Origin of the sequence: Pseudomonas sp. TWR2-1-1, assembly GCF_049897045.1 — a bacterium.
GTDB classification, from domain to species: domain Bacteria; phylum Pseudomonadota; class Gammaproteobacteria; order Pseudomonadales; family Pseudomonadaceae; genus Aquipseudomonas; species Aquipseudomonas versuta.
Window position 1 is genome coordinate 119,043 of sequence record NZ_JAFCVM010000008.1, and the last position, 14,641, is coordinate 133,683.

At 59.1% G+C, this 14,641-nt stretch carries 12 protein-coding genes; 6 read left to right on the plus strand and 6 right to left on the minus strand.

Annotation, left to right across the window (positions count from 1 at the left end; translation table 11 throughout):
• Window positions 1-108 precede the first annotated feature (108 nt).
• Window positions 109-2,040 (plus strand): acetyl-CoA hydrolase/transferase C-terminal domain-containing protein, encoded by a 1,932-nt coding sequence (locus ACP7BO_RS19635; protein ID WP_426212217.1) that lies wholly within the window; start codon window positions 109-111, stop codon window positions 2,038-2,040.
• A gap of 112 nt (window positions 2,041-2,152) precedes the next feature.
• Here ACP7BO_RS19635 and ACP7BO_RS19640 read toward each other — a convergent pair whose 3' ends face one another.
• Together ACP7BO_RS19640 and rep are read right to left on the minus strand one after the other, a co-directional pair.
• On the minus strand, window positions 2,153-2,725 hold the full coding sequence (locus ACP7BO_RS19640) for a xanthine phosphoribosyltransferase (protein WP_003437854.1): 573 nt from the start codon (window positions 2,723-2,725) through the stop codon (window positions 2,153-2,155).
• A 56-nt stretch (window positions 2,726-2,781) separates the two neighbouring features.
• On the minus strand, window positions 2,782-4,791 hold the full coding sequence (gene rep, locus ACP7BO_RS19645) for a DNA helicase Rep (protein ID WP_060696406.1): 2,010 nt from the start codon (window positions 4,789-4,791) through the stop codon (window positions 2,782-2,784).
• Window positions 4,792-5,052: 261 nt separating this feature from the next.
• Here rep and ACP7BO_RS19650 point away from each other — a divergent pair, with 261 nt between their 5' ends.
• Window positions 5,053-6,720 (plus strand): putative bifunctional diguanylate cyclase/phosphodiesterase, encoded by a 1,668-nt coding sequence (locus tag ACP7BO_RS19650; RefSeq protein WP_426212220.1) that lies wholly within the window; start codon window positions 5,053-5,055, stop codon window positions 6,718-6,720.
• A gap of 69 nt (window positions 6,721-6,789) precedes the next feature.
• Here the strand turns inward: ACP7BO_RS19650 and ACP7BO_RS19655 are convergent, their stop codons facing one another.
• Window positions 6,790-8,187 carry a NorM family multidrug efflux MATE transporter gene (locus ACP7BO_RS19655; RefSeq protein ID WP_060696404.1) on the minus strand — a complete coding sequence of 466 codons (1,398 nt, stop codon included), beginning with the start codon at window positions 8,185-8,187 and terminating at the stop codon, window positions 6,790-6,792.
• Between the two features lie 152 nt (window positions 8,188-8,339).
• Between ACP7BO_RS19655 and ACP7BO_RS19660 the strand changes: the two genes are divergently transcribed.
• On the plus strand, window positions 8,340-9,260 hold the full coding sequence (locus ACP7BO_RS19660; protein WP_397455358.1) for a LysR substrate-binding domain-containing protein: 921 nt from the start codon (window positions 8,340-8,342) through the stop codon (window positions 9,258-9,260).
• A 6-nt stretch (window positions 9,261-9,266) separates the two neighbouring features.
• On the opposite strand, the gene ACP7BO_RS19665 is transcribed toward ACP7BO_RS19660, so the two are convergent.
• The 3 genes from ACP7BO_RS19665 to ACP7BO_RS19675 form a co-directional block, all read right to left on the minus strand.
• Entirely contained in the window at window positions 9,267-10,760 is a 1,494-nt protein-coding gene (locus ACP7BO_RS19665) for a YifB family Mg chelatase-like AAA ATPase (protein WP_426212223.1), read from the minus strand.
• Window positions 10,761-10,906: 146 nt separating this feature from the next.
• Entirely contained in the window at window positions 10,907-11,329 is a 423-nt protein-coding gene (locus tag ACP7BO_RS19670) for a bleomycin resistance protein (RefSeq protein ID WP_426212225.1), read from the minus strand.
• 47 nt (window positions 11,330-11,376) lie between these two features.
• The gene (locus ACP7BO_RS19675; RefSeq protein WP_426212227.1) at window positions 11,377-11,637 is read right to left on the minus strand and encodes an accessory factor UbiK family protein; all 261 of its coding nucleotides are present in this window, start codon (window positions 11,635-11,637) and stop codon (window positions 11,377-11,379) included.
• A 416-nt stretch (window positions 11,638-12,053) separates the two neighbouring features.
• Here ACP7BO_RS19675 and glnK point away from each other — a divergent pair, with 416 nt between their 5' ends.
• The 3 genes from glnK to sutA all read left to right on the plus strand — a co-directional run bounded on the left by glnK (window position 12,054) and on the right by sutA (window position 14,595).
• Window positions 12,054-12,392, plus strand: a complete 339-nt coding sequence (glnK, locus tag ACP7BO_RS19680) for a P-II family nitrogen regulator (protein WP_002555808.1) — start codon at window positions 12,054-12,056, stop codon at window positions 12,390-12,392.
• 34 nt (window positions 12,393-12,426) lie between these two features.
• Window positions 12,427-13,764, plus strand: coding sequence for an ammonium transporter (locus tag ACP7BO_RS19685; RefSeq protein ID WP_060696399.1), 1,338 nt, complete (start codon window positions 12,427-12,429; stop codon window positions 13,762-13,764).
• A 504-nt stretch (window positions 13,765-14,268) separates the two neighbouring features.
• On the plus strand, window positions 14,269-14,595 hold the full coding sequence (gene sutA, locus ACP7BO_RS19690; RefSeq protein WP_060696398.1) for a transcriptional regulator SutA: 327 nt from the start codon (window positions 14,269-14,271) through the stop codon (window positions 14,593-14,595).
• Window positions 14,596-14,641: the final 46 nt, after the last annotated feature.

Genomic DNA, 14,641 nt, shown 5'->3' on the forward strand with positions numbered 1-14,641 from the left:
TTATGCCTGGCATTTAAAGCACCAGCCCTTTGCCGCTCCTTGCTCTTTGCAACCAACACCGGTCACTCTCTGTCACATCTCTATACACGGATGGTCTTGGAGGGTCAGATGGTGCAGTCCTGTTCGATCGAGCGCGCAGTCGATGATGTGCTCGCACGTTTACCGATGCATATTCACCTCGGTTTACCGCTGGGTCTGGGCAAGGCCAATCGTTTCGTCAACGCGCTGTATCAGCGGATCAAACTGCTGCCCGAACGGCGCCTGACGATCTACACCGCACTGAGCCTTGGCCGCCCGCCACTGGGCGACGGGTTGCAGCGCCGCTTTCTCGAACCCTTTGTTGAACGGGTGTTTGGCGACTATATCGAGCTCGATTACCTGGCCGACCTGCATCGCAACACTTTGCCGGGCAACATTCACGTCGAGCAGTTCTTTATGCAGCCGGGCAGTCTGCTCAATAGCCCGGCGGCACAACAGGATTACGTCAGCAGCAACTACAGCCACGCCGCCCGCGATATCAACGCCAATGGCTTGAATCTAGTGGCGCAACTGGTCGCCCGCGACCCGCAGGATGCCCGTCGCCTGAGTCTGAGCTGCAACCCGGATGTCACCCTCGATTTACTGCCCATGATCGCCAGGCGCCGGGCTGCAGGCGAAACCGTTCTGATATTGGGCCACGTGCACAGCGACCTGCCCTACATGCCCGGCGACTCTGTTCTCGACATCGAAGATTTTGACCTGCTGATCGACGACGATGAGCGCACCACGCTGTTTTCTACCCCCAATATGCCGGTGAGCCTGCAAGACCATTTTATCGGCCTGCACGCCAGCACCCTGGTCCGTGATGGCGGCACGCTACAGATTGGCATTGGCTCGATGGGCGATGCGCTGAGCGCCGCCTTGCTCGCGCGCCAGAGCGACAACGACGGCTACCGGGCCTTGCTCGGCGATATCGATGTAACCCCATGGCGCTCGCTGATTGAACGCGAAGGCGGGGTCGAGCCGTTCGCCCGGGGGCTGTACGGCTGTAGCGAGATGTTTGTGCACGGGCTGATGGTGTTGGCGGACGCAGGTATTGTGCGGCGCAAGGTGTACCCGGATGTCGAGCGTCAGACGCAGGCCAATGCAGGCACCCTCGACGAAAGCCTGCACACCGATGGCATCAGCGTTCACGGTGGTTTTATCCTGGGCCCGGCGAGCTTTTACCAGCGCCTGCGGGAGCTGACGCTGAGCAAACGCTCTGAATTCAACATGACGGCCATCAGCTACATTAACGAGCTGTATGGTCATGAAGACCTGAAGCGTCTGCAGCGGCGCGATGCGCGCTTTGTGAACAGCGCTTTCACCGCCACCTTGCTCGGCTCCGCCGTCGCCGATCAGCTGGAAGACGGACGAGTGCTCAGCGGGGTCGGCGGCCAGTACAACTTCGTTGCCCAGGGCCATGCGCTGCATGACGCACGATCGGTGATCATCCTGCGCAGCTGGCGCGAATCGGGTGGCGACGTGAGTTCCAACATCGTCTGGGAATACGGCCACTGCACCATACCGCGCCATTTACGCGACATCGTGATAACCGAATATGGCATCGCTGACCTGCGCGGCAAGACCGATCGCCACGTCATCGAGGCGATGCTTTGCATCACCGACTCGCGCTTCCAGGCCGAACTGATCGAGCAGGCGCAGCAAGTCGGCAAATTGCCCAAGGACTTTTGCCTCGACCCGCGCTTTGCCGACAACAGCCCCGAGCGCTTGCAAGCGATTGCCGCGCGCCATCCGCACTTATTCCCGGAGTACCCGCTGGGCAGCGATTTCAGTGCCCAGGAGCAAGACCTGCTGCGGGCACTGAACTGGCTCAAGAGCAAATTCAAACTCACGCAGATCTATGAACTGGGCAAAGCCACGCTGGACGCACCTTCTGCACAAGCCTTCCCCGAACACCTCGCACGCATGGGGCTTGAAAAGCCCGAGGGGCTGCGCGAAGAGCTGTATCAACGTCTGCTGCTGGCGGGGTTGCAGGCAACCGCAAAGACCAACAACTGATACCTGTCACCTGTAGGAGCGAGCTTGCTCGCGAGCTGTTCCAACGCAGCAACGAAGATCTCGCGAGCAAGCTCGCTCCTACAGACAAGCTCGCTCCTGCAGGGAGGCGGTGTCAGTCGATAAAGGTGACTTTGCCGTCAGCCAGGGATTTGACCCGTGCCAGCGACTCAACGCGATAACCTTGCGCGTCCAGTTCGGCACGACCGCCCTGGAACGACTTCTCGATCACGATACCCAAACCGGCAACTGTGGCGCCCGCCTGCTTGATGATCGAAATCAGCGCCTGCGAAGCTTTGCCGTTGGCCAGGAAGTCATCGATAACCAGTACCCGATCAGTGCTGGTCAGGTGACGCGGGGAAATCGCCACGGTGCTTTCGGTTTGCTTGGTGAACGAATACACCGTGGCCGACAGCAGGTTTTCCGTCAGGGTCAGTGACTGGTGCTTGCGCGCGAAAATCACCGGCACACCCAGGTTCAGGCCCGTCATCACCGCAGGGGCTATGCCCGATGCTTCGATGGTGACGATCTTGGTGATGCCCGCATCCTTGAACAAACGCGCGAATTCATCGCCAATCTGCTTCATCAGGTACGGATCAATCTGATGGTTCAAGAAGGCGTCGACCTTCAAAACCTGATCGGAAAGCACGATGCCTTCTTCGCGAATTTTCTTGTGCAGTGCTTCCAACGTAACGTCCTCAAATAGCGCTTATGCGCTGAAGGTAGAGTAAAAAATAGTCGATTTTAGCGTTTTAGCATGGCGCGTATATCGGCCAATGCCGTATTTCCGCGAACCGCTTTGACTTCGGTGGGGGTGTCGTCGTTGCCTTCCCAGGCCAGGTCGTCCGGCGGCAACTCATCAAGGAAGCGGCTAGGCGCACAATCGATGATTTCGCCGTACTGCTTGCGCTTTGCCGCAAAGGTAAACGCCAGGGTCTCACGGGCACGGGTAATGCCCACGTAGGCCAGCCGGCGCTCTTCTTCAATGGTGTCGGCTTCTATGCTGGAGCGGTGCGGCAGAATTTCTTCTTCCATGCCCATGATGAACACGTAAGGGAACTCCAGACCTTTGGAGGCGTGCAGCGTCATCATTTGCACGCCCTCGGCACCGTCTTCCTCTTCTTGCTGGCGTTCGAGCATGTCTCGCAACACCAGCTTGCCGATGGCTTCCTCGATAGTCATGGCACCGTCTTCGTCTTTCTCAAGGGTGTTTTTCAACGCCTCGACCAGGAACCAGACGTTAGACATACGATAGTCAGCGGCTTTGTCGCTTGAGCTGTTGGTGCGCAGCCAGTTCTCATAGTCGATGTCCATGATCATGCTGCGCAGCGCCGCAATCGGGTCTTCTCCCGAACATTGCTGGCGAACACGGTCCATAAAGCGCTTGAACCGCGCCAGACGGTCGGTAAAGCGGGCATCCAGATGCTCACCCAGACCTATCTCGTCAGTGGCCGCATACATCGAGATTTTGCGCTCGGTGGCGTAGTTGCCCAGCTTTTCGAGGGTGGTCGAGCCGATTTCGCGACGTGGGACGTTGATCACCCGCAGGAAGGCGTTGTCGTCGTCCGGGTTCACGATCAGCCGAAAGTAGGCCATCAGGTCTTTCACTTCCTGACGCCCGAAGAAGCTGTTACCGCCTGACAAGCGGTATGGGATCTGATGATGCTGCAGCTTCAGCTCGATCAGTTTTGCCTGATAGTTGCCGCGATACAGGATCGCAAAATCGCTGTAGGGCCGATCGGTGCGCAAATGCAGGGTCAGAATTTCGACTGCCACGCGCTCGGCTTCGGCGTCTTCATTGCGGCAGCGGATGACCCGGACTTCGTCGCCATGACCCATCTCACTCCACAGTTGCTTCTCGAACGCGTGGGGGTTGTTGGAGATCAGTACGTTGGCGCAGCGCAGAATCCGGCTGGTGGAGCGATAGTTTTGCTCCAGCATCACCACTTTCAGGGACGGATAGTCGTCCTTGAGCAACATCAGGTTTTCCGGGCGGGCACCGCGCCAGGCGTAGATCGACTGGTCATCGTCGCCCACCACAGTGAACTGATTACGCGTACCGATCAGGTACTTCACCAGCAAATACTGGCTGGCGTTGGTGTCCTGGTATTCGTCCACCAGCAGGTAGCGGACTTTGTTCTGCCACTTTTCCCGAATGTCGGCGTGCTCTTCGAAGAGCTTTACCGGCAGCAGAATCAGGTCGTCAAAGTCCACTGCGTTGTAGGCTTTAAGCGTTCGCTGGTAGTGGGTGTAGACAATGGCCGCCGTCTGCTCCTTGGGGTTGCGGGCGTTTTCCAGCGCCTGGGGCGGCAGGATCAGATCGTTTTTCCACGAGCCGATCATGTTCTTGATCTCGTCGACCCCGTCGTCGCCCGAGTATTCCTTTTGCATGATGTCGGTCATCAACGCTTTGACATCGGCCTCGTCAAAGATCGAGAAACCCGGCTTGTAGCCCAGCCGTGCATGCTCCTTGCGGATGATGTTGAGCCCCAGATTATGGAACGTACACACCGTCAGGCCGCGGCCCTCGCCCTTCTTGAGCAAGGTGCCCACCCGCTCTTTCATCTCGCGCGCGGCTTTATTGGTAAAAGTCATGGCGACGATGTACTGGGCACGGATGCCGCAGTTCTGAATCAGGTGCGCGATTTTGCGGGTAATCACGCTGGTTTTGCCGGAGCCTGCGCCGGCGAGCACCAAAAGAGGGCCGCCGACGTAGCTCACGGCTTCTTGCTGCCGGGGATTGAGTCGGGACATGACGAAAATAGGGGTCGTGTGCAAAAAGGGCAGGCATTTTAACAGGCTGAGCAGATATTGCTGCCTCTGTGCGACAGTGTGACGTGGCACTCTATCTAAATTTGCCGCTTTTGTTACTTTGCCGCAGGATACCCAAGTGTTTTGGTCTACCGTTTGGTATGTACCGACCTCGCGCATTTGAGAACAGGTATCATTTGCCATGTGCCAATGGCACGTCATAATGCCCATCGCCTGAATTTATGCAGAGTCTAGGGAGCTAGCTTGTCTAAGCATGTTGAACCCTTGCGTTTGCTGTTACTGGCCGAGGAGCCCTCTTGGGCTGCGCTAGTACGCGAGTGTCTGGCGCCCATGGGAAATACGGTCGTACTGATATGCGCGCCGGGCTGGGAGTCTGTCAGCTACCTGTTCGAAAACGACCGCAATGCGCTGCTGCTGACCACCCCGGCGCTGCAGCCCGCGCCGGGTCGATGCCGCCTGTCCACCATTTTGTTGCTGGACAGCGAGCCAGAGGCTGCGCCCCAAGGGGTCAGCGACTGGTTGATCAGGGCAAGCCTGAACACCGATGTTCTGCGACGCTGTTTGCGCCATGTGCGCGAACGCGGTGTGCTTGAGCACACCTTGTTGCGGCTGGCCGAAGAAGACCCGCTAACCGGCATCGCCAACCGACAGGGGTTCCAGACCCTGCTGGCAGTGCGACTGGCCGAAAGTGACGGGCGCGGCATTGCCCTCGGGCACCTGGACCTCGACAATTTTCGTCACGCTAACGATGCCCTCGGGCATCAGGCCGGTGACCGTCTGATCCTGCAAGTCGTGGCACGCCTCAAAAGCCAGCTCGAAGCTGGCGATCAGATTGCCAGGCTGGGCAGCGATGAATTTGCCCTGCTGATCGACACCCGCCGCGCACCCGAGCGGGCCGAATGGATCGCCGAACGTATCACCGAAGTCATGGGCGAGCCCTACTGGATCGACGGTGAAAGCTTGCTGATCGGTTGCAGCCTTGGCATTGCCCATGCGCGGGCCAACGCCGGGGCCGATCCATTAATGTGGCACGCACACATCGCCATGCAGCAGGCCAAAAGCACCCAGGGCTGCACCTTCCACGTGTTCGACGAGCGCATCAATCGTAGTGCCCGCAGCCTGGCCGACCTCGAAAGCGAGCTGCGCCGGGCGTTGCGCCGTGACGAACTGGAACTGCACTACCAGCCGCGCCTGGATCTGGGTACGGGCAACATTGTCGGGCTCGAAGCACTGGTACGCTGGCGCCACACCGAGCGCGGCTTGCTCGCACCCAACGAATTCGTGCCATTGGCCGAGCAAAGCGGACTGATCGTGCCGCTGGGTTACTGGGTGATTTCCCGGGCCCTGCGCGATATGCAGGCCTTGCGCGAACGCGGCCTGCAGGCGCTGCACATGGCGGTCAACCTGTCGTTCCGGCAATTCCAGGACAGCCAGCTGCTGTCGACGCTCAGTCGGCTGATCACCGAGCGCGGGGTTGAAGCCCAGTGGCTGGAATTCGAACTGACCGAAACGGCGGTCATGCGCCGCAGTGACCTGGTGAAACAGACCATGGATGCTCTGGGAAGGCTGGGGGTACGCTTCTCGCTGGACGACTTCGGCACCGGGTTCTCATCGTTCGTGCACCTAAACAGCCTGCCGATTGCGCTGCTGAAAATCGACAAAAGCTTTGTAGGCGGTATGGAAGACCGTGAAGAGAACCGCAAGCTGGTCCACGCGATGATCAATCTGGCCCACAACCTGAAACTGGAAGTGGTTGCCGAAGGCGTCGAAACCCCTGAGCAACTGTCATTACTGCGCGATTTTGGCTGTGATCAGGTACAGGGCTACTTCATCAGCAGGCCGCTGCCGCTGGCAGATCTGGTGGAATTTTTAACCCTGGGCGAGCAGCAAAAGATGCCGCAGGTTATCTAGCCTTCACCTGTAGGAGCGAGCTTGCACGCGAGCAAGCTCGCTCCTACAGACACGCTCGCTTCTGCAGGTTCAACATGCCATCTCGGCCATTTTCGACACCTTGCTCTCACGCTTTAACATGCGCCGCATCTTCCACTCGAACGCCAGCGTCAGGCTTACCGACGAACAAGCCAGGCCCAATGCCAGGCCCCACCACACGCCAGTCGGGCCCCAGCCAAACGTGAATGCCAGCAGCCAGGCCATCGGCGCACCAATGGCCCAGTAGCAAAACAGGCCGACAAGGAAGGTGGTTCTGGCATCCTTGAGCCCGCGGATAGCGCCCATCGCAATGGTTTGCACCCCATCGAACAGCTCAAACCATGCCGCGACCGCCAGCAGGCTGATCGCCAGCTCGAACACCGGGCGGAACGCCGGATCGTTGTAATCCAGAAACAGACCAATCAACTGGCTCGGCCAGAACCAGAACACCACTGAAAAACCGAGCATGATCACCGCGCCGCAGCCGATCCCGACCCGGCCCGCCAAGCGCGCACGGAGCAAATCGCCACCGCCATAATGCTGACCGATACGCATGGTGATTGCATAAGACAACCCGGCCGGGACCATGAACGCCGCGGACACAATTTGCAGGGCAATCTGGTGGGCTGCCAGTTGAGTGCTGCCCATGGTGCCCATGCACAGTGCTGCAAAGGCAAACAACCCGACCTCCACAGCGTAGGTCCCGCCAATCGGCAGGCCCAGGCGCCACAGTTCACGCAGGTAGGTCAGATTAATCCGCGACAGGCCATTGCGAATCGGATACGCGTCGTAGGCCGGATGCCGATGAATATGCCAGGCCAGACCCGCGGCCATGCAGGTCGCCACGATCGCAGTAACCAGACCGATGCCCGTCAGGCCCAACCGGGGCAGGCCGAACATGCCGGTAATCAGCGCGTAATTGAGCAGGAAATTGGCGACGGTGCCGATCAGGCTGATCACCATTACCGGCGTGGCGCGCCCCATGGCGCTGGTAAATCCGCGCAATGCCATAAACGTCATATAGCCCGGCAGGGCAAACGGCAGCAGCAGCAAAAACTGGCCGGCGGCTTCAACGTTGGTCGGCGTCTGACCAAACAGCAACAGCAACGGCTTGATATTCCACAGCATCAACGCGCCGCCCAGCGCCAGCGCCCAGGCCAGCCACAATCCGGCCTGGGTCAGACGGGTCGCGCCTTCAATGTCGCCGCCCCCCTGGCGAATCGATACCAGGGTACCCACGGCGGCAATCACGCCAATGCAGAAAATCGACACAAAGGAGTAGCTCGCCGCCCCCAGGCTCCCGCCCGCCAAAGCCTCCGGGCTCAGGCGGGCCATCATCAGCGTGTCGGTAAGCACCATCAGCATGTGAGCCAACTGCGAAGCAATCAGCGGCCCTGCCAGCCGCAAGATGGCCCGGAGTTCGATACGTGCAGGATGCTTTTTGATCATCGTCTGGATTTCTTAAGGTGCATTGAAAGGCTTGATTCTCGGTGCGCTGAGTGTTTTAAGCAAAGGGATAAAAACGATCAATGGCATGATTAAAACTCATGCAGCTGCCTGATATCAGGACTTGCTCCACTCCAGCCCCGGAATATGCGCCCATGTCTCGTAGTCTTCCTCCGCTTTATGCCTTGCGCGCCTTTGAAGCCGCAGCCCGTCATAGTTCGTTCACCCGGGCGGGCGAAGAGCTGTCGATTACCCAAAGTGCGGTGAGCCGGCATATCAAAACCCTCGAAGAGCATTTTGCCTGCCGCTTGTTCCAGCGCAGCGGTCGCAACCTGCAACTCACTGAATCCGCGCGCCTGCTGTTGCCCGGTGTTCGCGAAGGTTTCAGTGCACTGGAGCGGGCCTGTATTACCTTGCGCGCCGAAGATGACATCTTGCGCATGAAGGCACCCTCGACCCTGACCATGCGCTGGCTGCTGGCCCGCCTGAGTCGTTTTCGCCAGTTGCAGCCGGGCAACGAAGTGCAACTGACCAGTGCGTGGATGGACATCGATCACGTTGACTTCAATCAGGAACCGTTCGACTGCGCAGTGCTTCTGGGCAATGGCCACTTTCCACCCGATTGGGAGGCCACGCTGCTGTTCCCGGAGATGCTGATTCCAGTCGGCGCCCCCAATTTGCAGGACGACCAGCCATGGGATGCCAGGCGGCTGGCAGGCACCGAGCTGCTGCACCCGACGCCCGACCGTCGCGACTGGCGCCGCTGGCTCGACTGCATGGGCCTGAGCGGGCAAGTGTCACTCAAGGGCGGGCAAGTCTTCGACACCCTGGAGCTGGGCATGATCGCCGCCGCCCGCGGCTACGGCATCTCGATGGGCGACCTGCTGATGGTCGCCGAAGACGTCGCTCAAAACCGTTTAAGCCTGCCCTTTCGGACCGCTGTGGCCAGTGGCGAAAACTACTACCTGGTCTGGCCAAAAACCCGACCCGGCGGCGAACGGTTGAAGCGCCTTAGCGACTTTCTGCAACACGAAGTGGCTGCCATGGAACTGCCACTGGTCAAGCGAATGGCGTGAAGCCCGCTACCCACTGACCGGCCGATACTGCAACGCCTCTGCCAGGTGCTTGCGCTCTATGCACTGCGCTTGCTCCAGATCCGCCAGTGTGCGCGCCACTTTCAGCAACCGGTGGGCGGCCCGCAGGGACAAGGTCATGCGCTCACAGGCGGTCTCCAGCCAGGTGCTATCCACGTCACTCAACCTGCACTGAGTACGCACACCGGGAAGATCCAGAAAGGCATTGGCACACCCCTGACGCTGCAACTGCCGTTCACGGGCACCAGCCACTGAAGCAGCGGCGCTGGCAGTGCTGGCGCCACAGGCAAGCGCGGGGTTGAGTGAGGTGGTTTCCCGGGCCACTGTCAGATGCAGGTCGATGCGATCAAGCAAGGGGCCGGAGAGTTTGTTGCGGTACCGCTGAATTTGCTCCGGGGTGCAGCGACAACGGCCCGTGGCCTCGCCCAGATATCCACAGGGGCAGGGGTTCATCGCGGCAACCAGCTGGAAGCGCGCCGGAAAGCGCATTCGATCACGGGCCCGGGCGATCACGATAAAACCCGACTCCATCGGCTCTCTGAGCACCTCCAGCACTTTGCGGTCGAACTCGGGCAACTCATCGAGAAACAGCACCCCGTGGTGGGCCAGAGTAATCTCCCCTGGCTGCGGTTTAGAGCCACCGCCCACCAGTGCCGGGCCAGAAGCCGAATGGTGCGGCTGACGAAACGGGCGCTGCGGCCAACAACTCAAGGGCACATGGCTGGCTACCGACTGGATGGCCGCCACCTCCAGCGCCTCTTGCTCGTTGAGTGGCGGCAATAAACCCGGGAGACGACTGGCCAGCAGGGTTTTGCCGGTGCCGGGCGGCCCGGTGAACAATAAATTGTGGCTGCCTGCGGCGGCGATCAATAACGCCCGTTTAGCCGAGAGCTGGCCTTGTACATCGCTCAAGTCCGGATAAGGCATGTTTACGCGCAACAAGCCGCTGGCGGCATAAGGCTCAATCACCATACGACCTGCGAAATGTGCCACTGCCTGTAACAAGTGCTCAACCGCGATCACCGTCAGCCCGGAGGCCAGACAGGCTTCCTCTGCATTGGCCAGTGGCACCACCAGCGCCCGGCCCGCCGCCCGTGCAGCCAAGGCAGCAGGCAACACGCCCTGAACCGACCTGATGGCGCCCGACAAGGCCAGCTCCCCCAGACACTCAACGTGCGTCAGCACCGCAGCGGGAATTTGCCCGCTGGCGGCCAGGATGCCCAGGGCAATGGCCAGGTCAAAGCGCCCGCCGTCCTTGGGCAGGTCGGCGGGCGCCAGATTGAGCGTGATACGCCGCGCCGGGAAATCAAACCCGGAATTAAGAATCGCGCTGCGTACCCGGTCCTTGCTTTCCCTGACCGCGGTTTCGGGCAGCCCGACCAGCGTCAGGGCCGGCAATCCATTGGCCAGATGCGCTTCGACCGTGACGGCCGGCGCCTCGACGCCTGTTTGAGCACGGCTGTAAACGATGGCCAGCGACATGACTCACTCCTTGAGCTCGCAAAAACCGCATCCTGCGGCAATAGGGCGTTAGCGTCAGGGCGCGAATGGATACCGGATGTGTTGGCGCAGTCAGAAGCCGCTGACGGGGCACGAGGCGCTAGAGGATTGCTCAGCGATCCGCCCGGTTACAGTGCTTTTGTTCCCAGGTCTTCGGCAAAGCGCAGCAGGTAACCGTCGGGGTCGAGCAGCAAACAGTTGCGCTCACCGAACAGCACGTCGTTGCTGCGGTACCAGCGCTCTTCAAGGGGTTTGCGCAATATGTGCCCTGCGGTTTCGAAACGGGCGACCAGCCCCTGGACGTCGGGGCATTTGATCGACAGGTTCATGCCTCTTCCAAACGGCGCCTCCAGTGGCCCGACGCGCCAGGACGACTCTTCAAGGTCGTCCTGCTCCAGCATCAGCTGACTGCCGTGAAATGACAAAAACGCAAAGTGATGTTCAGGCCTTTGATACTCGATCCGAAAGCCAAGCACCTCGCAGTAAAAACGCAAGCTGCGGGCAAGGTCCGAGACAATCATCTCGGGAACCAGCCGATTCATCACCAACATAAAAAAAACGTCCTTGTGCATAGGGGTAAACGCACCGCCTTTGAGCGTTACTCGGTGGGCGGCAGCAATTTGGCTTCCAGTTCGGCCACTTTGGCTTCGAGGCTTTCGAGACGGGCGCGGGTACGGGCCAGAACGACCATTTGACTGTCGAATTCCTCGCGGCTCACCAGGTCCAGCTTGCTGAAGCCACTCTGCAGCAAGGCTTTGAACTGGCTTTCGATTTCATTGCGCGGCAGCGCGGTCTCGCCGCTGAACAAACGGGAAGCCTGGCCACTCAGGGCATCGAGGAGGTCTTTGGGCGCGAGCATGGGTAAGGTCCTGAAAAACGGGTGGTGGCGAGTGTATCACGCAGGGCCGGGGCTCCCTCTTCAACGCCCTGCGCACGCTTTCGGGCATCCCGCACCCAGGGCACGCACCGTTTACGTGCATAAAATATCTACTCCATCCGGCAAAAAGCCATCAACTATCAATAAGCACCTGTAATTACAGGCATTTCGAGACATGGCAAGGTTTCTGCTTAGTTGCCTGTGACTCAGGCACTGATGCAGTAGCTATCACTAAGGCAGTGCGGCAGGTGGTTCAGGGGAAGCTTTCGTCACCGGCGACTGATACACGTTGAGCAACCTGAAGAAGGCTGACGATGCGTTACAAAGCCAGACACTGCGCTTAGACTTGAGCCGGGTTTGTTTTCCTGGGGCAAGTCCACCATTTCGGGAGAAGTTTCATGAAGCTAGTCACCGCCATTATCAAGCCGTTCAAGTTAGACGACGTGCGCGAATCGCTGTCTGAGATCGGCGTGCAGGGCATTACCGTTACTGAAGTCAAAGGCTTCGGCCGGCAGAAAGGTCACACCGAGCTGTATCGCGGCGCGGAATATGTGGTCGATTTTCTGCCAAAGGTGAAGATTGATGTCGCCATCGACGACAAAGATCTTGACCGGGTTATCGAGGCGATAACCAAGGCTGCCAACACCGGCAAGATCGGTGACGGCAAGATTTTTGTGGTCAATCTGGAACAGGCTATTCGCATCCGTACCGGCGAAACCGATACCGACGCAATCTAAGCCGCCATACCCCAACGCCCCAGGAGAAAACACTATGACTCTGCGTAAAATCGCAGGGCTCGGAGCCCTGCTGTCCGTCGTAATGCCTGGCCTGGCCATGGCGGCAGACGAAGTAGCTGCTCCAGTCCTCAATTCCGGCGACACCGCCTGGATGCTGACTGCAACGGCTTTGGTGCTGTTTATGACCATCCCCGGCCTGGCGCTGTTTTACGGCGGTATGGTGCGCTCCAAAAATATTCTTTCAGTCATGATGCAGTGCTTCGCCATCACCGGTCTGATCAGCATTCTGTGGGTCATTTATGGCTACAGCATCACGTTCGATACCACTGGCATGGAGCAGGGCGTCACTAACTTCAACTCGTTCATCGGCGGGTTTTCCAAAGCGTTCCTGGCGGGCGTGACACCGGCCAGCCTGACGTCATCGACCGCACTGTTCCCGGAAGCCGTGTTCATCACCTTCCAGATGACCTTTGCCATCATCACTCCGGCTCTGATCGTCGGCGCCTTTGCTGAGCGCATGAAGTTCTCGGCCATGCTGATTTTCATGGGCGTGTGGTTCACCCTGGTCTATGCACCCATTGCCCACATGGTGTGGAGCGGTAACGGCGGCCTGCTGTGGGACTGGGGCGTACTCGATTTCGCAGGCGGTACCGTGGTGCATATCAACGCCGGTATTGCAGGCTTGGTTGCGTGCATTGTGCTCGGCAAACGCAAAGGCTACCCGAGCACCCCGATGGCTCCGCACAACCTGGGTTACACCCTGGTGGGCGCCGCGATGCTGTGGATCGGCTGGTTCGGCTTTAACGCAGGCTCGGCAGCAGCCGCCAACGGCACCGCCGGCATGGCGATGCTGGTCACCCAGATTGCAACCGCTGCAGCAGCGCTGGGCTGGATGTTTGCCGAGTGGGTCACCCATGGCAAGCCAAGCGCACTGGGGATCGCCTCGGGCGTGGTAGCCGGTCTGGTTGCCATCACCCCGGCTGCTGGCACCGTTGGCCCGATGGGCTCGATCGTGATTGGCTTGTCTGCGGGCGTGATCTGTTTCTTCTGCGCCACCAGCCTCAAGCGCAAACTGGGCTATGACGATTCGCTGGATGCATTCGGCGTACACGGTATCGGCGGCATCGTCGGCGCCATTCTTACCGGTGTGTTCGCGGCTCCGGCACTGGGTGGTTTCGGCACCGTGACAGATATCGCCGCTCAAGTCTGGATTCAGTGCAAAGGCGTTGCCTTCACCGTGATCTACACCGCGATTGTGACCTTCGTCATTCTCAAAGTGCTGGATGCCGTGATGGGCCTGCGAGTGGCTGATGAGGAAGAGGCTGTTGGCCTGGACCTGGCACAGCACAACGAGCGGGGCTACAACCTGTAACCAGCGGTTAGAAAAATACCCGGCTTGCCGGGTATTTTTTTGTCTGGAGTGTGGCGCGACTCACAGCAACCGGGTGACTTTTTCTGCTCCCATGTCCTGAGATCAGTTCAGCAATTATTTGTAGGATGATCACTTACATCAAAACTCGACTATTAGCTGCTTTGCTTTTTTTTCCATCGCGCTAGAATGCGCGCCGAAGGGCACAGAACTGTGTCCTGGCAAGACGAAGGCGAGGATGACCTCCAGACGCTTTCAAGGCCCCAGGGCCGGGCTGCCGGTTAATCCAGCCAACACCGCGGATCAACTGGCACCGGGCATACGGCAAGGTGTTTATTTGGGCGAGTGCCGCAATTGTTGCTGTGCTCGTAAAGTCCTCATCATTTTAATCAGTGACGAGGCGTGAGCTGAGGTTTACCCAAGGCTACTTTTTCACCGGCGGCGGTCGACATTTGTCGCATCTGGTCTATATAACTAATCTGCTTTAAGTAAGTCATGGGGTAGAACATGAGCGACGACGATCTGGAAAATGATGACCTCGAAGTAGGTGACGAGGACGAAACCGAGGAAGGCCTGGAAGCGGCAGCCGAAGACGTTGCAGACGACGATGGTGGCGATGATGTCCCGGTTCCTGCAGCCAAAGGCAAATCCAAGGCTGCAGTGTCGGTTGATGACCTGCCGAGTGTAGAAGCCAAAAACAAAGAGCGTGATGCTCTGGCCCGCGCCATGGAAGAGTTTTTGTCCAAAGGTGGCAAGGTGCAGGAAGTTGAGGCCAACGTGGTGGCAGACCCACCCAAGAAGCCTGACAACAAGTACGGCAGCCGTCCTATCTAAGGATTGGTTCTCGACTTGAAGAAAAAACCCGCCGTCGCTGCGGGTT